This is a genomic window from Sphingomonas sp. A2-49 (genome assembly GCF_025548555.1).
GTDB lineage: Bacteria > Pseudomonadota > Alphaproteobacteria > Sphingomonadales > Sphingomonadaceae > Sphingomonas.
Window position 1 is genome coordinate 1 of sequence record NZ_JAJLPA010000017.1, and the last position, 23848, is coordinate 23848.

Annotated in this window: 22 protein-coding genes and 1 tRNA gene; 7 read left to right on the top strand and 16 right to left on the bottom strand. The window is 69.2% G+C overall.

Features of this window, described 5'->3' with window-relative positions:
* The 5 genes from LPN01_RS13240 to LPN01_RS13260 form a co-directional block, all read left to right on the top strand.
* Positions 1-2741 (top strand): TonB-dependent receptor plug domain-containing protein (locus LPN01_RS13240; RefSeq protein WP_316748176.1); only part of this gene is annotated, 2741 nt, incomplete at its 5' end.
* A 54-nt stretch (positions 2742-2795) separates the two neighbouring features.
* On the top strand, positions 2796-3557 hold the full coding sequence (locus tag LPN01_RS13245; RefSeq protein WP_262828887.1) for a glycosyltransferase family 2 protein: 762 nt from the start codon (positions 2796-2798) through the stop codon (positions 3555-3557).
* Between the two features lie 83 nt (positions 3558-3640).
* On the top strand, positions 3641-5215 hold the full coding sequence (locus LPN01_RS13250) for an MFS transporter (protein ID WP_262828888.1): 1575 nt from the start codon (positions 3641-3643) through the stop codon (positions 5213-5215).
* Between the two features lie 73 nt (positions 5216-5288).
* The gene (locus LPN01_RS13255; protein WP_262828889.1) at positions 5289-5471 is read left to right on the top strand and encodes a hypothetical protein; all 183 of its coding nucleotides are present in this window, start codon (positions 5289-5291) and stop codon (positions 5469-5471) included.
* A 29-nt stretch (positions 5472-5500) separates the two neighbouring features.
* Entirely contained in the window at positions 5501-7252 is a 1752-nt protein-coding gene (locus LPN01_RS13260) for a histidine kinase famiy protein (protein WP_262828890.1), read from the top strand.
* A gap of 6 nt (positions 7253-7258) precedes the next feature.
* Here the strand turns inward: LPN01_RS13260 and LPN01_RS13265 are convergent.
* The 8 genes from LPN01_RS13265 to LPN01_RS13300 all read right to left on the bottom strand — a co-directional run bounded on the left by LPN01_RS13265 (position 7259) and on the right by LPN01_RS13300 (position 12196).
* Positions 7259-7334: transfer RNA gene (locus LPN01_RS13265), tRNA-Val, on the bottom strand.
* 55 nt (positions 7335-7389) lie between these two features.
* Positions 7390-8388 carry a MarR family winged helix-turn-helix transcriptional regulator gene (locus LPN01_RS13270; RefSeq protein ID WP_262828891.1) on the bottom strand — a complete coding sequence of 333 codons (999 nt, stop codon included), beginning with the start codon at positions 8386-8388 and terminating at the stop codon, positions 7390-7392.
* Positions 8389-8507: 119 nt separating this feature from the next.
* Entirely contained in the window at positions 8508-10016 is a 1509-nt protein-coding gene (locus tag LPN01_RS13275; protein WP_262828958.1) for an NAD(P)(+) transhydrogenase (Re/Si-specific) subunit beta, read from the bottom strand.
* Between the two features lie 154 nt (positions 10017-10170).
* The gene (locus LPN01_RS13280) at positions 10171-10470 is read right to left on the bottom strand and encodes an NAD(P) transhydrogenase subunit alpha (RefSeq protein ID WP_262828892.1); all 300 of its coding nucleotides are present in this window, start codon (positions 10468-10470) and stop codon (positions 10171-10173) included.
* Between the two features lie 10 nt (positions 10471-10480).
* A complete protein-coding gene (locus LPN01_RS13285; protein ID WP_262828893.1) occupies positions 10481-10696 on the bottom strand; it encodes a type II toxin-antitoxin system HicB family antitoxin in 216 nt (71 codons plus the stop codon).
* Entirely contained in the window at positions 10693-10938 is a 246-nt protein-coding gene (locus LPN01_RS13290) for a type II toxin-antitoxin system HicA family toxin (protein WP_262828894.1), read from the bottom strand. Before LPN01_RS13290 ends, LPN01_RS13285 begins: the two co-directional genes overlap by 4 nt.
* 2 nt (positions 10939-10940) lie before the next feature.
* Positions 10941-12062 carry an NAD(P) transhydrogenase subunit alpha gene (locus LPN01_RS13295; protein ID WP_262828895.1) on the bottom strand — a complete coding sequence of 374 codons (1122 nt, stop codon included), beginning with the start codon at positions 12060-12062 and terminating at the stop codon, positions 10941-10943.
* Positions 12063-12073: 11 nt separating this feature from the next.
* The gene (locus tag LPN01_RS13300) at positions 12074-12196 is read right to left on the bottom strand and encodes an aa3-type cytochrome c oxidase subunit IV (protein WP_262828896.1); all 123 of its coding nucleotides are present in this window, start codon (positions 12194-12196) and stop codon (positions 12074-12076) included.
* Between the two features lie 156 nt (positions 12197-12352).
* On the opposite strand from LPN01_RS13300, the gene LPN01_RS13305 reads away from it, so the two are divergent.
* A complete protein-coding gene (locus tag LPN01_RS13305; protein ID WP_262828897.1) occupies positions 12353-13777 on the top strand; it encodes a sigma-54-dependent transcriptional regulator in 1425 nt (474 codons plus the stop codon).
* Positions 13778-13781: 4 nt separating this feature from the next.
* Here the strand turns inward: LPN01_RS13305 and LPN01_RS13310 are convergent, their stop codons facing one another.
* The 7 genes from LPN01_RS13310 to glmM all read right to left on the bottom strand — a co-directional run bounded on the left by LPN01_RS13310 (position 13782) and on the right by glmM (position 20505).
* On the bottom strand, positions 13782-14666 hold the full coding sequence (locus tag LPN01_RS13310) for a bestrophin family protein (protein WP_262828898.1): 885 nt from the start codon (positions 14664-14666) through the stop codon (positions 13782-13784).
* Positions 14667-14737: 71 nt separating this feature from the next.
* Entirely contained in the window at positions 14738-15793 is a 1056-nt protein-coding gene (folP, locus tag LPN01_RS13315; protein WP_262828899.1) for a dihydropteroate synthase, read from the bottom strand.
* Positions 15794-15872: 79 nt separating this feature from the next.
* Complete coding sequence (locus tag LPN01_RS13320) at positions 15873-17009, bottom strand: site-specific DNA-methyltransferase (protein WP_316748237.1); 1137 nt, start codon at positions 17007-17009, stop codon at positions 15873-15875.
* 191 nt (positions 17010-17200) lie between these two features.
* The gene (locus LPN01_RS13325) at positions 17201-17860 is read right to left on the bottom strand and encodes a ribonuclease HII (protein WP_262828900.1); all 660 of its coding nucleotides are present in this window, start codon (positions 17858-17860) and stop codon (positions 17201-17203) included.
* Positions 17848-18672, bottom strand: a complete 825-nt coding sequence (gene thiD, locus LPN01_RS13330) for a bifunctional hydroxymethylpyrimidine kinase/phosphomethylpyrimidine kinase (protein WP_262828901.1) — start codon at positions 18670-18672, stop codon at positions 17848-17850. Before thiD ends, LPN01_RS13325 begins: the two co-directional genes overlap by 13 nt.
* A gap of 244 nt (positions 18673-18916) precedes the next feature.
* The gene (locus tag LPN01_RS13335; RefSeq protein ID WP_262828902.1) at positions 18917-19153 is read right to left on the bottom strand and encodes a DUF1272 domain-containing protein; all 237 of its coding nucleotides are present in this window, start codon (positions 19151-19153) and stop codon (positions 18917-18919) included.
* Positions 19153-20505 (bottom strand): phosphoglucosamine mutase, encoded by a 1353-nt coding sequence (gene glmM / locus LPN01_RS13340; protein WP_262828903.1) that lies wholly within the window; start codon positions 20503-20505, stop codon positions 19153-19155. The genes LPN01_RS13335 and glmM overlap by 1 nt, the downstream gene beginning before the upstream one ends.
* 57 nt (positions 20506-20562) lie before the next feature.
* Here glmM and LPN01_RS13345 point away from each other — a divergent pair, with 57 nt between their 5' ends.
* Positions 20563-21783, top strand: coding sequence for a dicarboxylate/amino acid:cation symporter (locus tag LPN01_RS13345; protein WP_262828904.1), 1221 nt, complete (start codon positions 20563-20565; stop codon positions 21781-21783).
* 128 nt (positions 21784-21911) lie between these two features.
* Here the strand turns inward: LPN01_RS13345 and LPN01_RS13350 are convergent, their stop codons facing one another.
* Positions 21912-23726: a peptide MFS transporter gene (locus LPN01_RS13350; protein WP_262828905.1), complete on the bottom strand. Its 1815-nt coding sequence runs from the start codon at positions 23724-23726 to the stop codon at positions 21912-21914.
* Between the last annotated feature and the right edge of the window lie 122 nt (positions 23727-23848).

Here is a 23848-nt window from a genome sequence, read left to right on the forward strand (position 1 = left end):
GCATCCGCCGCCCCGATTACGAAGCGCCCAATCCGATCGTCTCGCTCGACGCGGCGACGCTGGAGCGATCGGGCAACACCAACGTCACCACCTTCCTGCAACGCGTGCCGGCGCTGACCAATTCGCTCGACAGCACGCGCACCGCCGGACGGTCGCAGGCGGACGGCGCGGTGGGTCAGGTCGGGCTCAACCTGCTCGACCTGCGCGGCCTCGGCCCCAACCGCACGCTGGTGCTGGTCAACGGCCGCCGCCACGTCGCCGGCCAGGCGGACAGCGCCGCGGTCGACATCAACGCGATCCCCACCGACCTGATCGAGCGCATCGACGTGCTGACCGGCGGCGCGTCCGCGGTCTATGGCGCCGACGGCGTGTCGGGCGTCGTCAATTTCATCATGAAGCGCGACTTCGACGGTATCTCGGCGCGCAGCCAGTTCGGCATCTCGGACCGCGGCGACGCCGGCAACCGCTTCGCCTCGATCGTGGCGGGACGCAATTTCGCCGCCGGCCGCGGCAACCTGACGCTCGCCTACGAATACAATGCCGACGATCCGCTTGCGAACGACGACCGCGACTATCTGGCGCTCGCCAGGCGGCAGTTCTTCGTCAATGCCGACAGCTACGATCCGACCCGGCCGGGCAGCTACCAGCAGGTGCCGGTCACCGACCTGCGCTATCCCTATGGCTCGAACCAGGGCTATATCACGATCGGCAACCAGATCTTCCGCGGCGACGGCGCGATCTACACGCCCGGTCGCAACCTGGTGAACGATGGCTATTCGATCGGCGGCGACGACACCCCGGTCGCAGGCTATATCGGCGACATCTTCCCCCGCACGCGCCGCCACGCGGTCAACTTGCTCGGCCATTTCGATGCGTCGGATGCCTTCAAGCTCAGCGCGGAGGGCAAGTTCGTCCAGAACACCGTCACCACCTTCGGCGGCTACGGCGGCAATTATCCCGCCACGATCGCGCTCGACAATCCGTTCATCCCGGCGACGATCCTCGCCGCGGCACGCGCCAACGGGCTGACCGCGATCGACGTCAACCGCAACAACTTCGACATCCCGCGTCGCGGCGAGGAGGATCGCCGCCGCACCTGGCGCGGCGTCGTCGACGCGACCGGCCGGATCAGCGACCACGCCAGCTACGACGTGTCCTACACCTATGGCCGCACCGACGTGCGTGCGACCAAGCTCAACGACCGGCTCGCCGACCGCTTCACCGCGGCGCTCGACGTCGTGCGCGATCCCGCCACGGGCCAGCCCGTCTGCCGCTCGCGCGCGGCCGGCTGCGTGCCGGTCAATCTGTTCGGCGGGACGACGGTCGATCCCGCCTCCTTCGCTTATTATCTCAGCAACCCCGTCAACGACGCGCGGATCGAGCAACAGGTCGTCAACGCGTCGCTGACCGGCGACTTCGGCCAGGTCTTCCGCCTGCCCGGCGGGCCGGTCCAGTTCGCGGCCGGCGGCGAATATCGCAAGGAAAGCAGCCGCTTCCGCCCCGCCGACGACCTCGTCAACAACCGCTTCTACCAATATGACGAATATATCATCCCGACGCCCTCGTCGGGCAGGTTCGACGTGTGGGAGGCGTTCGGCGAGGTCAACGCGCCGATCCTGAAGGACGTGCCCTTCGCGCAGGTGCTCTCGGTCGGCGCGGCGGGTCGCTATTCGGACTATTCGACGATCGGCAGCACCCGCGCCTACCAGTTCAACGGCGTGTGGGCGCCGATCCGCGACATCAGTGTCCGCGGCAGCTACGGCCGTTCGGTCCGCGCACCCAACATCGGCGAGATCTTCCGCCCCGCCACCGGCACCAGCAACTTCTTCTCCGACCCCTGCTACGTCGGCAATCGCGGCAACGGGACGCAATATCGCGTCGCCAATTGCCAGTCGCTGATCGCCGGGCTGGGCGGCAACGTCGCGGCTTTCACCGCGGCGAACAATCCCAATGCGACGATATTCATCCCCGGCACCGTCCAGGGCAACCCGGACCTGCGCGCCGAGGTCGCCCGCACCTGGACCGCGGGCGTCGTGCTGCGCCCGCGCTTCGTTCCGGGCCTCGACATCGCGTTCGACTGGTACGACATCCGGCTGAAGGACGCGATCAACCAGCCCGACGCCAACGTCATCGCGCAACTGTGCGTCGATCAGCCCAGCCTCGACAACGTCTATTGCCGGGCGATCAGCCGCCAGCGCGGCACCGGCTTCATCGACGGCTTCGTCGTCCAGCCGCAGAACGTCGCCGCGTTCCGCACCGCAGGGCTGGAGATGAACGCGAGCTACCGGTTCGACACCGGTCGCTACGGAAAGTTCGACCTGCGGCTCGTCGGCGGCTACCTGCACCGGCTGGAACAGGTCGCGACGCCGGGCGCCGCGGTCGAGAACAACGTCGACGCGCTGTTCCGTCCCCGGTTCAACGCCAACTTTTCGCCGACGTGGAGCCTCGATGCGATTACCGTCAGCTACAACCTGCGCTGGCAGAACGGCGTGCGCCGCTTCAGCCGCTTTGCGACCGACGACAATCCCAGCCTCGTCGATCCGCGCTATTTCCGCTACAAGGCGCTGTGGCAGCACGACCTGCAGCTGCAGATCGCCGCGACCGACGCCTTCGCCTTCTATGGCGGGGTCAACAACCTGACCGACCAGAAGCCGGACATCGGGTTCGAGACGAACGTGCCGATCTCGCCGCTCGGCCGCTATCTCTACGCCGGCGCCAAGGTGAATTTCGGCCGGCGCTGACGGCGGCGGGCGCGGCGCTTGATCCGCGCCGCGCCTCCGCACATAGCGGTGGCCATGTACCAGACCTTCGACCCGCTGCCCGCCGGGCTGCCGCTTGATGCCTATGACGTCGTCATCCCCTGTCACGATCGCGCACATGTCGTCGCCGATGCGGTGGCGAGCGTGCTGGCGCAGGACCACCCCCCCGTCCGTGTCGTCGTGGTCGACGACGGTTCGCGCGACGACGGCGCGGCGGTGATCCGCGCCCTCGCGGCGGCGCATCCGGGCCGGGTCGACGCGGCGATCCTGCCGCGCAACGGCGGCGCATCGAACGCGCGCAACGTCGGCGCCGCGTTCGGTCAGGCACCGTGGATCGCCTTCCTCGACAGCGACGACGTCTGGCTGCCCGGCGCCGCGCGCGCAATGCTCGGCGCCGCCGCGACGCAGCGTGCCGACATCGTCGTCGGCCGGTTCGCGCGGGTCGAGCACGGCGGCCCCGTCGGCGAGCCCGAATGCGGCTGGGACGGCGGCGACATCCGCGCGGCGCTCGCCACCGGGGGCGTGATCGGTCCGTCCTGGTCGATCGTCCGGCGTGACACCGTCATGGGGGTCGGCGGCTTCGATCCCAGCTTCCACAATTGCAACGACTGGGATTTCTACACGCGTGCCGCCGCCGCGGGCGCCGCGTTCCACCGCATCGCCGCGACCGTCGCGCTGTACCGGACGGTGGCGGGCGCGCGCCTCGTCAACGACCTCGCCATCGGCGGCCGCAACGCGGCGCGCGTGCTGGCCCATCCCTATCTCGCGGGCGTCGCCGCGGACGCGTCGGTCACCTGACGCACCGGGCGCCGGATCGCGAACGCCGCTTCTGCGGCGGGCGGGGACCTGCTAGTCGCAGCCGTCATCGGGGTGGGAACGCAATGAACGGATTCAGCACGACGCTGTCGGATCGCCAGGCCGTCTGGGCGTTCGTGCTCGGCTGCCTCGCGGTGACCGCGGGCGTGTGCGCGCACCTGCCGATGTTCGCGATGGCGCGCGCGATGCACTATCGCCTCGCCGGCATGCCGATGGACGGTACGATGATCGCCGGCATGGGGCTGATCGTGGCCGGCACGCTCGTCGCCGCCTATGGCCTGTTGCCGCGCAACGTCGCGGCGCAGCGCGCGGCGGCGGCGGACATCGTCGTCTCGGCGCCCGAGGACGCACCGCTCGGACCCGCGCACTGGGGGCTGATGGCGGTGCTGGTCGTGGCGCTCGTCATCGACGTGATGAAGCCCGCCTCGCTGGGCTTCACCGTACCCGGGATGATCGGCGAATACGGCGTGCCCAAGCGCACGGTGTCGCTGGTGCCGTTCTTCGCGCTCGCCGGCACCGTCACCGGATCGGTGGTGTGGGGATGGATCGCCGACGTCTACGGGCGCAAGGCGTCGATCCTGCTGTCCGCCGTGATGTTCGTCGGCACGTCGATCTGCGGGGCGATGCCCAGCCTCGCGTGGAATATCGCGATGTGCTTCATGATGGGTGCCGCGGCGGGGGGCATGCTGCCCGTCACCTACGCGTTGCTCGCCGAGATGATGCCGAGCCGGCACCGCGGCTGGAGCCTCGTTCTGGTCGGCGGGCTCGGCGCGGTCGGTGGCTATTTCGCGGCGAGCGGCCTGTCCGCGCTGCTCCAGCCGGTGTTCGGCTGGCGCATCCTGTGGCTCGCCAACCTGCCGACCGGGCTGACGCTGGTCGCGCTCGGCGCGCTGATCCCCGAATCGGCGAAGTTCCTGCTCGCGCGCGGGCGCACCGCGGAGGCGGAGGCGGTCATGCGCCGCTTCGGCGCCACCGCGCAGCGACGCAGTTCGTCGCCCCCGCCGGCGTCCGCGCCGGGCCAACCGCTCGCCGGGTTGCGGCTGTACGGCAAGCTTGCCGCGCTGAGCCTGTGCGCGGCCTGCTGGGGTCTGGTCAATTTCGGCCTGCTGCTGTGGCTCCCCGCCGATCTGGTCGCCAAGGGCTATTCGGTCGGCGTCTCCAGCCGGTTGCTGGCCGAAAGCGCGCTGATCGCCTTTCCGACCGTGTTCGTCGCCGCCCTGCTGTACAGCCGGTGGAGCACCAAATGGTCGCTGGCGACGATGATCGCGGTGACGCTGGCGGGGCTGGCGCTGGTGCTCCGGCTGGAACTGGCGGGCGGCGGCAGCCCGGTACTGCCCGTCGCGCTGCTGATCGTCGGGACCAACGGGCTGATCGCGATCGTGCTGCCCTATACCGCCGAAAGCTTTCCCCTGCGCGTGCGCGGCCGCGCGACCGGCTGGGTCGCGGCGTGCACCAAGGCCGGCGGACTGATCGCGCAGGGGCTGACGATCAGCGGCATCGTGCTGTCGATGGGCGTGTCCTCGGCGCTGGTGATGCTCCCCACCGCGCTGTCGCTGCTGCTCGTCGCCGCCTTCGGCCGGGAAACCCGGGGCCGCGACCTGCGCGAGCTGGAAGCCGGCGACGCCGCGGTCGCGGCATAGCGGCACGCCCCTCGCCCATCGCATTTCGATGGTTAACGCAGGAACACCATTTCCCCCGCCGAGTTGAGCCGCGATGATCCAACCACCCGCAGGCGCCTTCGCGCTCGAAGAGGCCGACCACCTGACCCGCATCCACCTCAAGCTCGCGCTGGAGGACGTCGGCTTCGTCGTCACCGAGCGGGACGCGACGATCTCGCTCGAGGTCGAACCGGCTGCGCTTTCCTTCGGCGAGGGCGGCCCGGTCCGTCTTGCCTGACGGCGCGTCGTCCGCCATGCAGAACCGATATGGTTGAAAACGACGACGACGCTCGGCGGACCCACGCCAACCCCGGCGAGGCGTCCGGCGTACCGGCGCAGGGGACGATCGACAGCGGTCACGACGACCCGATCGGCCGGCCGGGCCTGCATCACTGGCGCGAAAGCACGATCACGCGGCCCGGCCTCGACGATCGCAGCGGGGTGTTCTTCGCCGCGATCGAGATGACGCGGATGCCGATGATCCTCACCGATCCGAACCTCGACGACAATCCGATCGCCTTCGCCAACAAGGCGTTCCTCGACCTGACCGGGTATGAGGAGAGCGAGGTGCTCGGCCGCAACTGCCGCTTCCTGCAAGGGGCGCAGACCGATCGCAACGCGGTCGGCGAATTGCGCGACGCGGTCGCCGCGCGCCAGTCGATCGCCATCGAACTGCTCAACTATCGCCGCGACGGATCGCCGTTCTGGAACGCGGTGTTCATCGGACCGGTCTATGACACGTCGGGCAAGCTGCTGTACTTCTTCGCCAGCCAGCTGGACGTCACGCGCCGGCGCAATACCGAACAGAGCTATCGCCAGGCGCAGAAGATGGAATCGATCGGCCAGCTGACCGCCGGCCTCGCGCACGATTTCAACAACCTGCTCCAGGTCGTGAACGGCAATCTCGACCTGCTCGCCGCGGTAACCGACAGCGAGCGCGCCAAGCGCTATGTCATCGCGGCGCAGTCCGCCGCAGAACGCGGTGCCAAGCTCACCCGCCAGCTGCTCGCGTTCGCGCGCAAGACGCGGCTGGAACCGCGGCCGGTCGATCTGGGACATCTCATCACCGAATTCGGCGACGTGCTGGAAAGCTCGATCAACAAGCGCGTCGACCTGCACCTCAGCCTGCGCCGCGGCCTGCCGCATGTCGTGATCGATCCCGACCAGCTCGAGATGGCGCTGCTCAACATCGTCAACAACGCCCGCGACGCGATGCCCGACGGCGGCGTGGTGACGATCGCGACGATGCCGCTGCGCCTCGACGACGACAATGCGCGCGACCTCGCGCCCGGCCAGTATGTGACGCTGGAGGTGCGCGACGAGGGCGTCGGCATGCCGGCCGAGGTGCTGGAACGCGCGGTCGAGCCGTTCTTCACGACCAAGGGCGTCGGCCAGGGCACCGGACTGGGCCTCGCGATGGCGAGCGGCTTCGTCCGCCAGTCGGGCGGGCGGATGGAGATCGAGAGCGAGGCGGATCGCGGCACCGTGGTGCGGATGATCTTCCCGGTCGCCCGCCTCGGCCAGACCGGGGCGTCCAACGAGGATCCGGAAGGGACGGCGACCGCCGTGGCACCGACGCCGCCGAGCGGGTACGTCGATCATGTCCTGATCGTCGAGGACAATGAGGAGGTGCTCGCGATCGCCAGCGAGATCCTGACCAGCGCGGGCTATCGCGTGACGACGGCGATCAGCGGCGAGGAAGGGTTGCGGACGTTCGAATCGATCCATGCGACCGATCACGTCGACCTGTTGTTCACCGACCTCGTCATGCCGGGCGGCATGAACGGGCTGATGCTGGCGGATGCGGTGATCGAACGCGATCCCACCGTGTCGGTGCTGCTGACCACGGGCTATAACGAGGAGCTGGTGGTCAACGGCCCACGCAAGCGCGCCACCGACGTGGTCAGCAAGCCGTATCGCCGCACCGAACTGCTCGACCGCGTCCGGCAGGCGCTGGCGCGGCGTGGCAGCGGCGGCCCGCGCCGTCACCGGTCCGACTTCGGTGCGGTGGAGGCCTGACCGCTATGGTGGGCGCTGACGGGCTCGAACCGCCGACCCTCTCGGTGTAAACGAGATGCTCTACCAACTGAGCTAAGCGCCCCCTTGCGGGTGGCGACGCCCTGCCAAAGCACGGCGGCGCGCGCAAGGGGGAAGCGTCACCCCGCCTCCACCTTGCGCATCGCCAGCATATAGCCCCGCATCGCCTCGCTGGCGCGGGGAGACAGCGCCATGAACGCACGGCGGCGGTCGAGCGGGTCGGGCTGGCGGACGAACAATTCCATCTCGGTCATCTTCGCGATCCAGCGCAGCGCGGTGGTCGGCGCGACGCCGGCGGCGATGCACAGGCTCGACACGCTCACCCGCGTGCCCTCCAGCTCGGCGGCGAACAGGTCGAGCAGCATGTCCCAAGCGGGATCCTCGAACAGCCCCTCGCCGATGAACTGGCCGAAGAACTTGCCGCGCAGGTTGCGCAGCTGGATGAGCCGGCGGACCTCGTGCGCGGCGATCGCCTGTCCGCCGGTCGCCGGGGGTTCGCCGTCGTAGCTGCGGCGGCGGTCGGCGATCGTGCGCGGCACCGGGGATTCCCGGCGGGTGAGGTCGGCGAGCAGGTCGGCGATGTGCGCCACCTGCTGGTCCAGCCGCTCCAGCCGCTCGCGATCGCCCTCCTCGCGCCAGCTGTCGTGCAGCTGCGGTACCTGCGTGGCGGACGCCGCCGCCAGCGCCGCGACCCGCTGTGCGGCGTCGGGGGCGCACAGCATCACCGCTTGCACGTCGAGCAGGTGCAGCGCGACGAGGTCGATCTGCTGTTCGTCGAAACTGACGACCGCGGGCACGGCGGCGCGGGCGAGATAGGCGGCGATCCGCGGCAGGCCTGCCTCCAGCGTCGCGGTCGCCACCCCGCCGGCCTCGATCACCAGCACCGGCCATGTCGCCAGCATCGGCAGCGTCTCCGCCACCGCGGACCAGCCGATCCGACGCAGCAATCGCGTCCCCGCGAGCAGGATCGCCGCCTCCGCCGCATCGCCGGCGGAGCCCGCCTCGGCGATCAGCAGCACCGGGATGCCCGACACGGTATAGGCCCGCCCGTCGCCGGCCGCTCCCCGTGTCGCCGACGACGCGGCACCCCGTCCGCCACCCTGCCTTGCCGTTGCCATCCGCGCAGGATAGGCGCCCGCGCGCCCGGATCGCGCGCAGTCACCTCCATTTCCGCGGGATAGCAAGTCTACGCACCATGGTTCAGAGGGTTATCACCTCCGAAATGGATGCACCACGATCAATCGAGGGCCTTGACGATCTCCTCGACCATCTTCTTGGCGTCGGCGAGCAGCATCATCGTGTTGTCCATATAGAAGACGTCGTTGTCGACGCCGGCGTAACCGACGCCGCCCATCGACCGCTTGATGAACAGCACCGTCTTCGCCTTTTCGACATCGAGCACGGGCATGCCGTAGATCGGCGAGGTCTTGTCGGTCTTGGCGGCGGGATTGGTGACGTCGTTCGCGCCGATGACGAACGCGACATCGGTCTGCGCGAATTCGGAGTTGATGTCCTCCAGCTCGAACACCTCGTCATAGGGCACGTTGGCCTCGGCGAGCAGGACGTTCATATGGCCGGGCATGCGCCCCGCGACGGGATGGATCGCATATTTGACGCGGACGCCGTGCTCTTTCAGCTTGTCGCCCATCTCGCGCAGCACGTGCTGCGCCTGCGCCACCGCCATGCCGTAGCCGGGGACGATGACGACCTGTTCCGCCTGGCTCATCAGGAAGGCGGCGTCCTCTGCCGACCCGCGCTTCCAGGGGCGATCGATCCGGTCGCCGCCGCCGCCGGCGTCCGCCGTCGCGCCGAAGCCGCCGGCGATCACGCTGATGAAGCTGCGGTTCATCGCCCGGCACATGATGTAGCTGAGGATCGCACCCGACGATCCGACCAGCGCGCCGGTGATAATCATCGCGCTGTTGTGCAGCGTGAATCCCATCGCCGCCGCCGCCCAGCCCGAATAGCTGTTGAGCATGCTGACGACGACCGGCATGTCCGCGCCGCCGATCGGGATGATGAGCAGGAAGCCGATCGCGAAGCTGAGGATCGTGATCGTCCAGAAGATCCAGGCGCTCTGGTCCTGCGTGAAATAGGCGATGAGCAACAGGATCGCGGCGAGGACGCCGAGGTTGATGACATGGCGGCCCGGCAGCATGATCGGCTTACCGCCCATGTTGCCGTTGAGCTTCAGGAAGGCGATGACGCTGCCCGAAAAGGTGATCGCGCCGATCGCGACGCCCAGCCCCATCTCGATCCGGCTGACCTGCCGGATCGCGGCGAAGGGTTCGCCGATCATCGGGATCACCATGTCGGCGATGCCGAAGGCGAGCGGATTGAGGAAGGCGGCGCAGGCGACCAGCACCGCGGCGAGCCCGACGAGGCTGTGGAAGGCGGCGACCAGCTGCGGCATGTCGGTCATCGCGATGCGCCGCGCGGTGGTGAGGCCAATGACCGCGCCGACACCGATCGCGGCGAGGATTTCGAGGACGGTCAGCCAGTCGATCTGACCGCTGATGAACCTCGCTTCACCGAGCGGCGAGCGCACATAGGTTTCGTTGAGCAACACCGGCACATGCGTCACCAGCGTCGTGACGACGGCGATCGTCATGCCGATCATGCCGAAGCGGTTGCCGCGCTGGCTCGATGTCGGCGAGGACAGGCCGCGCAGCGCGAGGATGAAGCACACCCCGGCGACCAGATAGGCGAGCGCAGCGATCGAGCTGCCTGCGGTTGCGTGTTCCATCATTTCCTCCCCGGCACGGGGAGGGGGACCGCGTGCCGCAGGCGCGTGGTGGAGGGGCCTCGCCCCCCGCACTGCACACGCCGACGGCGCCCCATGCGGCACGCCCCCTCCACCATGCTTCGCATGGTCCCCCTCCCCTTGCAGGGGAGGATCGTCACTTTGCGACCGGCGCCGGCCGGTCCTTCTTCTTGTACATCGCCAGCATCCGGCTGGTGACCGCGAAGCCGCCGAAGATGTTGATGCTGGCGAGCACCACGCCGAGCAGCCCCAGCCATTTCGACGACGTGCTGCCCGCGGCCGCGCCGGCGATCAGCGCGCCGACGATGATGACCGACGAAATCGCGTTGGTGACCGCCATCAGCGGCGTGTGCAGCGCCGGCGTGACCGACCACACGACGTAATAGCCGACGAAACACGCCATCACGAAGATCGACAGGATCGCAACGAAGTCCATGGCTTACCCCTTATGCCGCCAGCCGTCGCGGCTGCGGTACCGCGCGCCCCATTTCCTCGGCCGCTTCGAGCCAGCAGAGCACCGCATCATAGGCGTTGTCGAGCGCTTGCTGCGGCGTTTCGCCGTCGGAGCGGCAGCCGGGCAATTCCGGCACGATCGCGGCGAAGCCCCCGCCGTCGCTGACGCCCAGCGGCACGATATCGACTTCGTAGTCCTGAGGATTCATGCCTGTTGCTCCCGAACCGCGTCGACGAACTTCACCAGTTCGCGGATATAGACGGGTTTGATGGGCCGGTGCGCGGGAATGGTCAGGATTTGCGGCACCGACCGATGTTTCACCTTGTAATGTGACCCTTTGCGGGGAGGCGTGCAAGCGATGCCGAACGCACCGCACAGGCGCTCGATATCGTCGATGCGCCAGTCGCGCGGCCCCTGCCGCATCCGTTCGAGAAGCGCTTCGGCATCCACCGTTACGAAAGAAGCCGCGCGTTGACGATCCGGCCGTCTCTGGTCAGCCGCACCGCGTCGCCGATCTCGTCGTCGAGCACCGGGCGGCCCGCGTCCTTGTCCCAGAAGGTCGACAGGAAGTTGTAGAGATTGCGGCTGAACAGCGCCGAGGCGTCGGCGGGCAGGCGGCCGGCGACGTTGCGGTGGCCGACGATCCGGACGCCGTGGCGGGTCACCACCTCGCCCGCGACCGCGCCCTCGACATTGCCACCCTGCTCGACCGCGAGGTCGACGATGACGCTGCCGGGCTTCATCGACGCGACCTGCGCATCGGTGACGAGCCGCGGCGCCGGCCGGCCGGGGATCAGCGCGGTGGTGATGACGATATCCTGCCTGGCGATATGCGCCGACACCAGCTCGGCCTGCGCCGCCTTGTAGTCGTCGCTCATCTCGCCGGCATAGCCGCCGGCGCCTTCGCCCTCGATGCCCTTCACGCTTTCGACGAAGATCGGCTTGGCGCCGAGCGACTGGATCTGTTCGCGGGTGGCCGAGCGCACGTCGGTCGCGGACACCTGAGCCCCGAGCCGGCGCGCGGTGGCGATCGCCTGCAACCCGGCGACGCCGACGCCCATCACGAACACCTTGGCCGCGCTGATCGTCCCCGCCGCGGTCATCATCATCGGAAAGGCGCGGCCATATTCCGACGCGGCATCGAGCACCGCCTTGTAGCCCGCCAGATTGGACTGCGACGACAGTATGTCCATCGACTGCGCGCGGGTGATGCGCGGCATGAATTCCATCGCCAGCGCCTCGTAGCCCGCGGCGGCATAGCCCTCGACCCGGGCGCGGTCGCCGAACGGGTTGAGCCCCGCGACGATCCATGCGCCCGGCGCGACGCCGGCGAGGCCGGCGGGATCGGGACCCTGGACGCCCAGCACGATGCCCGCGCCGGCCAGCGTCTCGTCCCGGCTGCCGAGAGTGGCGCCGGCATCGCGATACGCCTGGTCGGCATAATCGGCGGCGGCACCCGCTCCCGCCTCGACCGCGACCGAGGCCCCGAGCGCGGCGAACTTCTTCGCGGTTTCCGGCGTCGCGGCGACGCGCCGCTCGCCGTCTGCATGTTCCCTGAGGACGGCGATCTTCATGGCGGCGGGTTTCAGGCGATCAGCCAGATCACCAGCGCGGCGATCACCGCGCAGGCGATGGCGCCCCAAAACAGCATCTTCGTCACGCTGCCATAGGTCGTTTCGTGCGCTTTCATGTCACCGTTGCCGGCCATCGTCCTACCCCTGTCTGCCCATGGCGCTCGCGCCCTTGCCATGGGTACCTGCCCGCAAAGCGTCGCCGTCGTCAAGGCAAGCAAAGCCGGACCGCGTTTAAGTCCGCCTTTACCGCCGCCGTGTATCTCCCGACCCGAAACGGGACGGGATTGACCATGACGCGCAACGGACAGCGCTTGCTTTTGCTGATCGACGACGAGCCCGCGCAGCGCCGACTGGTGTCGGCCCTCGCGGCGCGCGCCGGCTGGCGATCGATCTTTGCGTCGGACGGCGAGATGGCGCTGGCGCAACTGGGGACGCAGGACGGCATGCAGCTCGACGCGATCCTGCTCGACCATTGGGCGCCCGACGCCAATGCCGCGCCGCTGATCGCCGAGCTGCGCGAGCGGCGCCCGGCGCTGCCGATCCTGCTGCTCACCGCGAACGGATCGGTCGCGCATGCGGTCGCCGCGATGCGCGCCGGCGCCACCGACTTCCTGGTCAAGCCGCTCGCCCCCGAACGGCTGCTCGCCGCGCTGGAGGCGTCGGTCGCCGGCACCGCCGCGGGCGAGCTGCGACCGCTGACCGAGAAGATTCCCGCGCTGCTCGCGTTCGACGAGATCGTCGGGTCGTCCCCCGATTTCCGCGCCGCGCTGGCGATCGCGGCCAAGGCGGCGCGCGCGCGCGTCCCCGTGCTGGTCGAGGGCGAGAGCGGCGTCGGCAAGGAGGTGGTCGCCGACGCGATCCACGCCGCCAGCCCGCGCTCGAAGAAGCAGATGGTGACCGTCAATTGCGGCGCGATCCCCGCCAATCTGGTCGAATCCGAGCTGTTCGGGCACGAAAAGGGCGCCTTCACCGGCGCGTTCGAGCGCAAGATCGGCCGCTTCGCCGAAGCCGACGGCGGCACCATCCTGCTCGACGAGATCGGCGAGATGCCGCTCGAGACGCAGGTGAAGCTGCTGCGCGTCCTGCAATCTGGCGAGATCCAGCCGATCGGCGCGCGGCACCCGCGCGAGGTCGACGTGCGCGTCATCGCCGCAACCAACAAGAAACTGCTCGAGGAGGTCGAGGCGGGGCGGTTCCGCGAGGACCTCTATTATCGCCTCAACGTGGTGCAGGTGACGATCCCGCCGCTGCGCGAACGGCTGGGCGACGTGCCGCCGCTGGCGCGCCACCTGCTGGCGCGGATCGCGCAGCAGCCGGGGCTCCGCCCGCTGGGCATCACCGACGACGCGCTGGCGCTGCTGGTGCAATACGACTGGCCCGGCAACGTCCGCCAGTTGCAGAACGCGCTCTTCCGCGCCGCGGTGCTGTGCGAGGGCGCGGCGCTGACCCGCGCCGACTTCCCGCAGATCGCGGCGCTCGGCGACCGGCGGCCCGAGGTGGTCGGCGCCAAGACGGCGACGGCGTCGGGCGGCGGGGTGACGCTGTTCCGGTCCGACGGCCACATGCGCCCGCTCGAGGATATCGAGGCGGACGTCATCCGCCTCGCCATCGGCCATTATCGCGGCCGGATGACCGAGGTTGCACGGCGGCTGGGGATCGGGCGCTCGACGCTGTATCGCAAGCTCGGCGAGCTCGGCATCGACAACGCCGCCTGAGGCGTCACCACAGCACGCCCTTCACCGGCTTGACCGGGTCTGGCGCGACGTCGCCGATCGACTGGAGCAGGTCGATCTCGATCGTCCGGCACATCGCGGTCAGCGGCACGTCGTGGACGGTATTGGCGAACGGATCGACCAGGTCGTCGCCGATCTGCAACACCGCCAGGAACATGAGGCCGGCGAGCGTCGAGCCGAGCGGGGTCGCATAGCCCAGCGTCTCGACCAGCCCGATCGGCAGCAGGATGCAGAAGATGTGCGTGAACAGCGTCGGGAAGAAGCGGTACTGATTGGGCAGCGGCGTGTTCTTGATCCGCTCCATGCCGCCCTGCGCATTGGCGATATCGACCATCGTCGCTTCCATCCGCGTCTGCTGGATCGTGTCGATCCAGCCCAGCCGGCGCGCATCGTCGACGCGCCGGCCGGTGCCGTCGAGCAGCCCGTTGGCGATGTTGCTGCGCGCCAGCGCCGGTTCCGCCTCGCCGCGCGACAGGAACTTCAGCACCTGTTCGTCGACCGGCTGGCGGCGCAACTGGCAACGCAGCGCGTTGACATAGGCGATCTGGCGCAGGACGATCGTGCGGCGCAGGTCGTGCGCCTCGTCGATCGGCAGGAAATTGCGCGCCTCGCGGCTGAGGCTGCGCGAGGCGTTTATCATCGCGCCCCACAGCACGCGCCCTTCCCACCAGCGCTGGTAGGCGGAATTGTCGCGAAAGCCGATCAGCAGCGCGAGCACGGTGCCGAACAGCGTCAGCGGCAGCGACGGCGCCTTGAACGGCAGCGCATAATAGGTGACCGTGACGATGACGTCCCAGACGAACAGCAGGACGAGCGGTTTCCAGACTTCTGCGACGATGCGGGTCAGGCGGGGCGTGGGTGCAACGATCATGACGCTATCCGATGGGGTCGAAACGGTCCGAACGCATCAAAAATCGATATGCTGCAACGCAAAATCACAATTCAGCCACCCACCAGCGCCCGGTCGCGCAGCCCGCGCCAGACCTTGAGCGCCTGGACGGTCGCCGCGACGTCGTGGACGCGCAGCACCTGTACCCCCGCCTCGGCGCCTTTCAGCGCCAGCGCGAGGCTCCCGCCGAGCCGCGCGTCCACCGGGGCTTCGTTGTCGAGCGCGCCGATCATGCGCTTGCGGCTGGCGCCGAGCATGATCGGGCAGCCGAGGCCATGGAACAGCGCGATGCCGTTGATGAGCGCGAGATTGTCGGCCAGCGACTTGCCGAAGCCGATGCCGGGATCGACCAGGATGCGGCTGCGCTCGATGCCGGCCGCGACGACCGCGGCGATCCGCGCCTCCAGCCAGTCGAACACCTCGGTCAGCACGTCGCGATAGGCGATGCGACCATGTCCGCCCGCCTTGGGATCGGGCGAGTGCATCAGCACGACCGGACAGCCGGCGCGCGCGACGACGTCGAGCGCGCGCTCGTCCCACAGCAGCGCCGACACGTCGTTGACCAGATGCGCGCCGGCGGCGAGCGCCGCCGCCATCACCGCCGCCTTGCGCGTGTCGATCGACACCGGCGTGCCGCTGCGCGCGAGCCGTTCGACCACCGGCACGACACGCGCGATCTCGTCCCCCTCCCAGACGCTCGCGGCGCCGGGACGGGTCGATTCGCCGCCGAGGTCGACCAGCGCCGCGCCCGCCGCGGCCATGTCGACGCCCGCCGCAGCGGCGGCGGCGGGATCGTCGCCGTGCCGGCCGCCGTCCGAGAAGCTGTCGGGCGTGACGTTGAGGATGCCGGCGACGAGCGGCTGGTCGAGCCGCAGGATGCGCTCCCCGAGCCGCAGCGGCGCCCGCGGCGCGGTGATCGCGGCGTGGAGTGCCAGCGCGCGCGCGCCGAGCCCGGCGACGTCCGCCACCGGAACCGTGCGGCGCACGCCGTCCTCGATCGCCTCATAGGCGGCGAACCACTGCATGCCGCCCGCGATCCGCGCGACCATGTCGTCGGGATGGGTGACGGGCGTGTCGACGAACTGGACGGGGCGAAGGTGGAGCGTCATCGCCGCTGTGTCCTAGCTTGGCGGCGGCAAGGCAAGCGGCGGTTTCGGTTCCTCCCCGGCACGCCGGGGAGGACGTGCCCTAAGGCTGCGTCGCCAGCAGGTAGGTCTGGCGCAGCGTATCGATCGGTTGCAGCCTGCCCTCCCCCTCGTGGTGCCAGAAGGTCCAGCCGTTGCACGCCGGCGCGCCTTGCAGGCTGGCGCCCAGCTTGTGGATCGAACCGGTCGCGCCGCAATCGCTGAGCAGGCTGCCGTCGGCGCGGATCGTCACGCGGAATCGGCGCTTGGCATCGGTCAGCACCGCGCCGGGAGCGAGATAGCCGTTCTCCACCAGCACGCCGAACGCCACCTTGGGTTGCTGGCGCGGGCTCTGCATCGTCGCCAGCGCCGATTCGTCGAGGGGCAGCGCCGCAGCGATGCGCTCCTCCGCCGCGTCGATGTAATCGCCCTCACGCTCGATGCCGATCCAGCGCCGCCCCAGCCGCTTGGCGACCGCGCCGGTGGTGCCGGTGCCGAAGAACGGATCGACCACCACGTCGCCCGGCTTGGTGCAGGCGAGCAGGATGCGATAGAGCAGCGCCTCGGGCTTCTGGGTCGGATGGACCTTCACCCCGCCCTTCTTCAGCCGCTCCCCGCCGCCGCAGATCGGGAATTCCCAGTCCGATCGCATCTGCAACTCGTCGTTGAGCGTTTTCATGCTGCGATAGTTGAACGTGTATTTCGCGCCCTCGCCCTTCGACGCCCAGATCAGCGTCTCGTGCGCGTTGGTGAAGCGGGTGCCGCGGAAATTCGGCATCGGGTTGGCCTTGCGCCAGACGATGTCGTTGAGAATCCAATAGCCCAGGTCCTGCACCGCGGCGCCGACGCGGAAGATATTGTGATAGCTGCCGATCACCCAGATCGTGCCGTCGTCCTTCAGGATCCGGTGCGCCTCCGCCAGCCAGGCGCGGGTGAAGGCGTCATAGGCGGCGAAGGTGTCGAACTTGTCCCAGTCGTCGGTGACCGCGTCGACGTGACTGCCGTCGGGGCGGAACAGCTCGCCGCCCAGCTGCAAATTGTAGGGCGGGTCGGCGAAGACCATGTCGACCGACCTGTCGGGCATCGCGCGCATCGCCGCGATGCAATCACCGCGCACGATCGTGTCGAGCGGCAGGACGCGGGTGTCCTCCGCTGCGCGCGCCGCGACGCGCGGCTGCCTGACCTTGTCGATAACCGGCATCATGTCCCCCTTGGACGCCTATTCGCGCGAAACACGGGACTCGCGTCAAGCGTGCATTGGTTAATCCGGGTGGCCTGCGCCCGGCGGTCGTGCGGTGGGACGACGGTCGGCGCCCAAGATATGGGGAGCGCGATTCGGCCCCGCCCCAAGCCATGGGGGGTGTGACTCAAAAGACTCATCGCCGAAATTGGTTAGGCGCCGGGGTGCGGCGCCGCGCCGACCGGCGGCAGATCGGGCGTCGCCGTGATTCGGGCCCAGGCCGCGGCGACCGGCGCGAAGCTGCGGCGGTGGAGCGGCGTCGGCCCGTGGTCGCGCAGCGCGGCGAGGTGGCGGGGGCAGCCATAGCCCTTGTTCGAATGCCAGAAATAATGCGGATGCGCGGCGGCATGATCGAGCATGATCGCGTCGCGCATATGCTTGGCGACGACCGAGGCGGCGGCGATCGACAGGCTGTGGGCGTCACCACCGACGATCGCGGTCGCGGCATAGGACCAGCGCGGCAGGCGGTTGCCGTCGACCAGAACGTGACCCGGATCGCAGCCGAGCCTGGCGACGAGCGCGTCGACCGCCAGCGTCATCGCCTTCATCGTCGCCCAATAGATGTTGAGCGTGTCGATCTCCGCCGGCTCGACGATGCCGAGGCCCCAGACGCCGCGCGCCTGGATCAGGCCGCACAGCCGCGCGCGCTCCGCCGCGGACAGCTTTTTCGAATCGTCGATGCCGCGCGGCGTCCCCTTCGCCGGCAGCACCACCGCGGCCGCCACCACCGGCCCGGCGAGCGGCCCCCGCCCCGCCTCGTCGACCCCGGCGACGGGGGGCAGGCAGGTCTTTTCGTGTTTCAGTCCGGGCATGCCGCCTTCCACGTTGCGAACGGGACGCCGCCCAATGCGTGCCCCATCGGCCCATGTCCTGCGCCCAGCCCCGGCGCATGCGCAAGCGCCGCCTGGACAAAGGCGATGGCCCGCCCGACCGCGTCGCCCAGCGGCATCCCTGTCGCCAGCCCCGCCGCGATGCCGCTGGCCAGCGTGCAGCCGGTACCGTGGGTATGGCGCGTGTCGATGCGGGGATGCGTCCATATCGTGCGCACCCCGTCCCGGTCGATCAGACGGTCGACGACGAACTCATCGGCGGCATGACCGCCCTTCACCAGCAACGTCGTGCCAAATTCTCGGGCGAGCGCAACGGCGGCGGGGATCACGGAATCCGCGTCCAGCCGCTCGCGACCGCACAGCACCGCAAGTTCGGGAAGATTGGGCGTGACGACCCGACTCATCCGCGCCAGCCGTGCCATCGCCGCCACGGTCCTCGAGTCGGCAAGCCGCGCACCGCTGGTCGCGACCATGACGGGGTCGAACACGATCGCATCGCCGTAGAGCCCGTGGGCGAGTTCGTCGGCCACCACGGAAACCGTCTCCGCGCTGCCGATCATGCCGATCTTTACCGCGTCGATGCCGATATCCTCGGCCACGCAGGCCATCTGTCGCACGACCATCTCCGGCGGGACAGGCAGCACCGCTTCGACGCCGCGCGTATTCTGCGCGGTGATCGCGGTGATCGCGGTCATCGGGTGACCGCCGAGCATCGTGACGGTCTTGACGTCCGCCTGGATGCCGGCGCCGCCGCCGGAATCGGATCCGGCGATGATGAGGATCCGGGGGATCATGCGGGCAGTCTGGCCGTCGTCGGAATGGGGCGCGTCATGGCGCCGGTCATGGCAGTTCGTCGGCGCGCGGGACAGACGGTTCGTTCGCACGGAGGCGCCAAAAGGAAGAAGGAGCGTCCAGAGCTATTCTTACGTCGCCCCTGCGCACGACGGGATGACGATGGGCGGAACGGCCACCCTATCCTTCGCGTCTTCGCGCCTTCGCGTGAACGCCCTCCGCTTCGTCTCCGCACCTGTACGTGGATCAGCCCTCTGCATTCCCCCGGAAGCGCCGTTCGGTCCCCGCCGGATGCGCCTTCAGCACGCGGCCGGTGCGCGTCGGCCGGTCCATCAGCTCGCCGCCGCAATTGGGGCAACGCTCGTCCAGCGCGTCCGCGCATTCCGCGCAGAAGGTGCATTCCAGCGAGCATACGAACGCCCCCGGCGCGTCCGCCGGCAAGTCGGCGCCGCAGCGCTCGCAGTCGGGCCGCATCTCCAGCATCAGGCGGCCGCCTGCCGGACGGCGTCGCAGATCCGGTCGACCAGCGATTCGACCTGGCGGGCATCGTCGCCCTCCGCCATCACCCGGATCACCGGTTCGGTGCCCGACGGGCGGATCACCAGCCGCCCGCTGCCGGCGAGATCGGCCTCAGCCGCGGCGATCACCGCCTTAACCGAGTCCGCCTCCAGCGGCTTGCCACCGGCGAAGCGGACGTTCTTGAGCAATTGCGGCAGCGGCTCGAAGCGGTGCAGCACCTCGCTCGCCGGCGCGCCCGCGCGCTTCAGTTCGGCGAGCACCTGCAACGCGGCGACGAGGCCGTCGCCGGTGGTGCCATAGTCCGACAGGATGATGTGCCCCGACTGCTCGCCGCCGACGTTGTAGCCGGACGAGCGCATCTTTTCGAGCACGTAACGGTCGCCGACCGCGGTCCGGACCAGCCCAAGCCCCTGCGCCGACAGATGCCGTTCGAGCCCCAGGTTGGACATTACCGTCGCCACCAGCCCGCCGCCGGCGAGCCGGCCGGCGCGCGCCCAGCTGGTCGCGATCGTTGCCATCAGCTGGTCGCCGTCGACGACGCGGCCCGTCTCGTCGACGATGATGAGCCGGTCGGCGTCGCCGTCCAGCGCGATGCCGATGTCCGCGCCCGCCGCGACGACGGTTTCCGACAGCGTCTGCGGCGCGGTCGAACCGACGCCGTCGTTGATGTTGGTGCCGTTGGGGGTGATGCCGATCGACACGACGTCGGCGCCCAGTTCCCACAGCGCCGCCGGTGCGACCTTGTAGGCCGCGCCGTTCGCGCAATCGACGACGACGCGCAGCCCGTCGAGCCGCAGGTTTTCAGGGAACGTCGCCTTGGCGAAGTGGATGTAGCGCCCCTGCGCGTCCTCGATCCGGCGCGCGCGGCCGATCTGCGCGGAGGGCGCGAGCGGCACCTGCCCCTCGCCCGCGCTGTCGATCAGTTGCTCGATCGTCGCCTCGGCATCGTCTGACAGCTTGTAGCCGTCCGGGCCGAACAGCTTGATGCCGTTGTCGGAGAAGGGATTGTGGCTGGCCGAGATCATCACGCCGATATCGGCGCGCATCGACTGGGTCAGCATCGCCACCGCGGGCGTCGGCAGCGGCCCCACCATGATGACGTCCATGCCGACGCTGGTGAAGCCGGCGACCAGCGCCGATTCGAGCATATAGCCCGACAGCCGGGTATCCTTGCCGATCAGCACGCGGTGCTTGTGGTCGCCGCGCTGGAAATAGGCGCCCGCCGCCATGCCGACCTTCATCGCCATCGCCGCGGTCATCGCACCGGCGTTGGTCGCGCCCCTGATGCCGTCGGTACCGAAATATTTCCTTGCCATCGCGCCCGATCCGTTCCGCTATGCCTGCGTCCCGATCCCGTTGCGCCAAGGAAGCCGATGTCGCAAGCCACCCGTATCCTGATCGCGCTCGTCGTCGGCATCGCGCTGGGCATCGCCGCGGTCGCGGTCGACCGCGACTGGGCGCTGCGCATCACCGGCGTCACCCAGCCGGTTGGCGAGGCGTGGCTGCACGGCCTCCAGATGGTCATCGTGCCGCTGATCGTCGGCCTGCTCGTGACCGGCATCGCCGCGACCGCCGAGGCGGCGAAGGCGGGGCGCATCGCCGGTCGCGGGGTCGCGCTGTTCGTGGTGGTGCTGTGGTGCACGACGCTGATGTCGGCGGCGGTGATGCCGCTGCTGCTCGACCTGTGGCCGCTGCCGGAGGCGTGGGCGGCGGCGCTGCGCGGCGCGCTGACCGGTGCGCCGGCGATGGGCAAGGTGCCGACGCTCGCCGATTTCTTCGCGACCATCGTCCCCACCAACGTCGTCGCCGCCGCGGCGGGCGACGCATTCCTGCCGCTGACGGTATTCACGCTCGCCTTCGCCTTCGCGATCACCCGGCTGGACGAAGCGCCGCGGCGACGGCTGACCGATCTGTTCCAGGCGATCACCGACGCGATGCTGGTCATCATCGGCTGGGTGCTCAAGCTGGCGCCGATCGGCATCTTCGCGCTCGCCTATGGCGTCGGTGCGCGCACCGGGGCGGCGGCGTTCGGCGCGCTGGTCCATTATATCGTGCTGGTGTCGTCGGTCGGCTTCATCGTGCTGCTGGCGGGCTATCCGGTCGCGCGCTTCGCCGGCGGCGTGCCGCTGCGCGCCTTCGCCCGCGCGGTCGCGCCGGCACAGGCCGTGGCGATCAGCACGCAATCCTCGCTCGCCTCGCTGCCCGCGATGCTGAAGGGATCGGCGGAGATCGGCGTGGCGCCGGCGACGGCGGGGATCGTGCTGCCGGTGGCGGTCGCGATCTTTCGCGCGACCAGCCCGGCGATGAACCTCGCCGTGGCGCTCTACGTCGCGCACTGGCTGGGCGTGCCGATCGGGCCGGGTCAGCTCGCCGCGGGCGTCGCGACCGCGGCGATCACGACGATGGGATCGGTGTCGCTGCCCGGCACGATCAGCTTCTTCGCCAGCGTCGCCCCCGTCGCCTTCGCGATGGGCGTGCCGATCGAGGCGCTGGGCCTGCTGGTCGCGGTGGAGACGGTGCCCGACCTGTTCCGGACGGTGGGCAACGTGACGATGGACGTGGCGGTGGCGAGCGTGGTGGGGCGGAGGGCCTGAAATCCTCCCCGCTCGCGGGGAGGGGGACCGGCGCAACCGGTGGAGGGGGGCTTCCTCCGGCGTTGCGCGGCGTGGAAGCCCCCCTCCGTCAGCCTACGGCTGCCACCTCCCCGTGCCGGGGAGGACTGTCACTTCACCCCGTGCATCCATTTCCTGAGCGGCCACGACAGCAGCAACAGCACGATGCCGAGGCCGATCGCCCATTCGGCGATCAGCGTGAACACGCCGTTATAGGTGTCCAGGCTGACCTTCAGGTTGGTGACCTGTCCGCCGACCGTCTCGACGCTGGCGACCTGCGCGATCATGCCGGCGAAATATTGCGCGACCGAGATCGACAGGAACCACACGCCCATCATCAGCCCGACGATGCGCGCGATCGACAGCTTGGTAATCATCGACAGCCCGACCGGCGAGATGCACAGCTCCGCGAGCGAATGGATCAGGTACAGGCCCGCAAGCCACCAGATCCCGACCTTGAAGTCGGGCCCGACGAAGCTGCTGCCCCAGACGAGGAATAGGAAGCCCGCGCCGACGCCCATCAGCGCGAGGCCGAACTTGACCGGGATCGAGGGTTCGCGGCCCGCCGCCGCCAGCTTCGTCCACATCGCCGCCATCACCGGCGCGAACAGCACGATGAACAAGGCGTTGAACGTCTGCGTCTGCCCCGCCGAGATCGGATAGCCGAAGACGTGGAGATCGGTGTTGCGATCGGCGAACAGGGTCAGGCTCGACCCCGCCTGTTCGAACAGCGTCCAGAAGACGACGTTGAAGGTGATGAGCACCATCGCCGCCAGCATCATCTGGAATTCGGTGCGGCTGCCCGACACGAAGCTCCAGATCAGGATGCCGGGCACCGCGACGATGAACGTGCCGAACAGCAATTTGCCCATCAGCGGCAGCGCCAGCACATAGGCGAAGATCGATCCCGCCCCCGCGGTCGATTCCGCGCTGTTCATCAGGTTGACGAACAACAGGTAGAACAAAGGGATGCCGATGAGGGCCGCGGCATAGATGCCGATGGTGCGGTTGGCGGGCTGTCCCGCGGGCTGCTCGCCGTATCCGTCGAGGCGGCCGCCGTCGAATTGCACGAGCATCCACGACAGCATCATGCCGATCGCCGCCAACCCGAAGCCCGCCCACCAGCCGAGCCCGTCCCAGACCCCCGGAATGCCCACCGCGAGCAACGGGCACAGGAATTGCGACAGCAGCGACCCGAGGTTGATGCCCATGTAGAAGATGGTGAAGCCGCTGTCGCGGCGGCGATCGCCCTGCGCGTACAATTCGCCGACCATGGTCGAGATGTTGGGCTTGAAGAACCCGTTGCCGACCGAAACCATGCACAGCGCGATCAGCATCAGCGTCGTATAGAAGGGGCTGCGCGCGCCGTCGGAGGCGAAGCCGCCCTTGGCAATCGTGCGTTGCGGCTGGCCGTCCGCGCCGAGCAGCGCGACGCTGCCGTCGTCATTGCCCTTGATCGCGAGCTTGTTCGCGCCGTCGACGACGTAGCGTGTCTCGACGCCGCCCGCGCGCTCGACCGACACCGCATAGCGCTGGCCGTCGATCGTCGCATAGGGCTTGGCCGCGTCGCCGCCGAAGCAGAGGGTGAGATAGCCGAGCGCCATCAGGATCGCGCCGAACTTCACCGCGCGCTTCGACCCCAGATACTGGTCGGCGAGGTAACCGCCGACCAGCGGCGTCAGATACACCAGCGCGGTATAGCCGCCGTAGAGGCCCGTGGCGGCACGGTCGCCGAACAGGAAATGCTGCGTCAGGTACAGCGTGAGCAGCGCGCGCATGCCGTAATAGCCGAAGCGTTCCCACATCTCCGTGGTGAACAGGCGCGCGAGCTGGCGGGGATGGCCGAACCAGGTCTTCTCGGCGGCCGGATTGACGTGACTGATATCCGGCTCGGCGCGATTGTCCGCCGTCGGGGTGTCCACCATGCATTACGCTCCCTGATACGCTGGAGCTCTACGGGCCCCTGACCAAGCGGGCGACCCTAGCGACAAAGCCGTTGCTGTAAATATCGCGTGGGCCGTCTATGGCGCCGGGCATGGCCGATCCG

Bases quoted from the DNA above. Each gene is read 5' to 3' on its own strand.
- LPN01_RS13250 (WP_262828888.1), top strand. From the start codon at position 3,641: ATGAACGGATTCAGCACGACGCTGTCGGATCGCCAGGCCGTCTGGGCG.
- LPN01_RS13275 (WP_262828958.1), bottom strand. From the start codon at position 10,016: ATGGAACACGCAACCGCAGGCAGCTCGATCGCTGCGCTCGCCTATCTG.
- LPN01_RS13325 (WP_262828900.1), bottom strand. From the start codon at position 17,860: ATGCCCGGACTGAAACACGAAAAGACCTGCCTGCCCCCCGTCGCCGGG.
- LPN01_RS13320 (WP_316748237.1), bottom strand. From the start codon at position 17,009: ATGCCGGTTATCGACAAGGTCAGGCAGCCGCGCGTCGCGGCGCGCGCA.
- LPN01_RS13335 (WP_262828902.1), bottom strand. From the start codon at position 19,153: ATGCTGGAGATGCGGCCCGACTGCGAGCGCTGCGGCGCCGACTTGCCG.
- LPN01_RS13310 (WP_262828898.1), bottom strand. From the start codon at position 14,666: ATGATCGTTGCACCCACGCCCCGCCTGACCCGCATCGTCGCAGAAGTC.
- LPN01_RS13280 (WP_262828892.1), bottom strand. From the start codon at position 10,470: ATGGACTTCGTTGCGATCCTGTCGATCTTCGTGATGGCGTGTTTCGTC.
- glmM (WP_262828903.1), bottom strand. From the start codon at position 20,505: ATGGCAAGGAAATATTTCGGTACCGACGGCATCAGGGGCGCGACCAAC.
- LPN01_RS13285 (WP_262828893.1), bottom strand. From the start codon at position 10,696: ATGAATCCTCAGGACTACGAAGTCGATATCGTGCCGCTGGGCGTCAGC.
- LPN01_RS13345 (WP_262828904.1), top strand. From the start codon at position 20,563: ATGTCGCAAGCCACCCGTATCCTGATCGCGCTCGTCGTCGGCATCGCG.
- LPN01_RS13255 (WP_262828889.1), top strand. From the start codon at position 5,289: ATGATCCAACCACCCGCAGGCGCCTTCGCGCTCGAAGAGGCCGACCAC.
- LPN01_RS13350 (WP_262828905.1), bottom strand. From the start codon at position 23,726: ATGGTGGACACCCCGACGGCGGACAATCGCGCCGAGCCGGATATCAGT.
- LPN01_RS13260 (WP_262828890.1), top strand. From the start codon at position 5,501: ATGGTTGAAAACGACGACGACGCTCGGCGGACCCACGCCAACCCCGGC.
- thiD (WP_262828901.1), bottom strand. From the start codon at position 18,672: ATGATCCCCCGGATCCTCATCATCGCCGGATCCGATTCCGGCGGCGGC.
- LPN01_RS13245 (WP_262828887.1), top strand. From the start codon at position 2,796: ATGTACCAGACCTTCGACCCGCTGCCCGCCGGGCTGCCGCTTGATGCC.
- LPN01_RS13300 (WP_262828896.1), bottom strand. From the start codon at position 12,196: ATGGCCGGCAACGGTGACATGAAAGCGCACGAAACGACCTATGGCAGC.
- folP (WP_262828899.1), bottom strand. From the start codon at position 15,793: ATGACGCTCCACCTTCGCCCCGTCCAGTTCGTCGACACGCCCGTCACC.
- LPN01_RS13295 (WP_262828895.1), bottom strand. From the start codon at position 12,062: ATGAAGATCGCCGTCCTCAGGGAACATGCAGACGGCGAGCGGCGCGTC.
- LPN01_RS13270 (WP_262828891.1), bottom strand. From the start codon at position 8,388: ATGGCAACGGCAAGGCAGGGTGGCGGACGGGGTGCCGCGTCGTCGGCG.
- LPN01_RS13305 (WP_262828897.1), top strand. From the start codon at position 12,353: ATGACGCGCAACGGACAGCGCTTGCTTTTGCTGATCGACGACGAGCCC.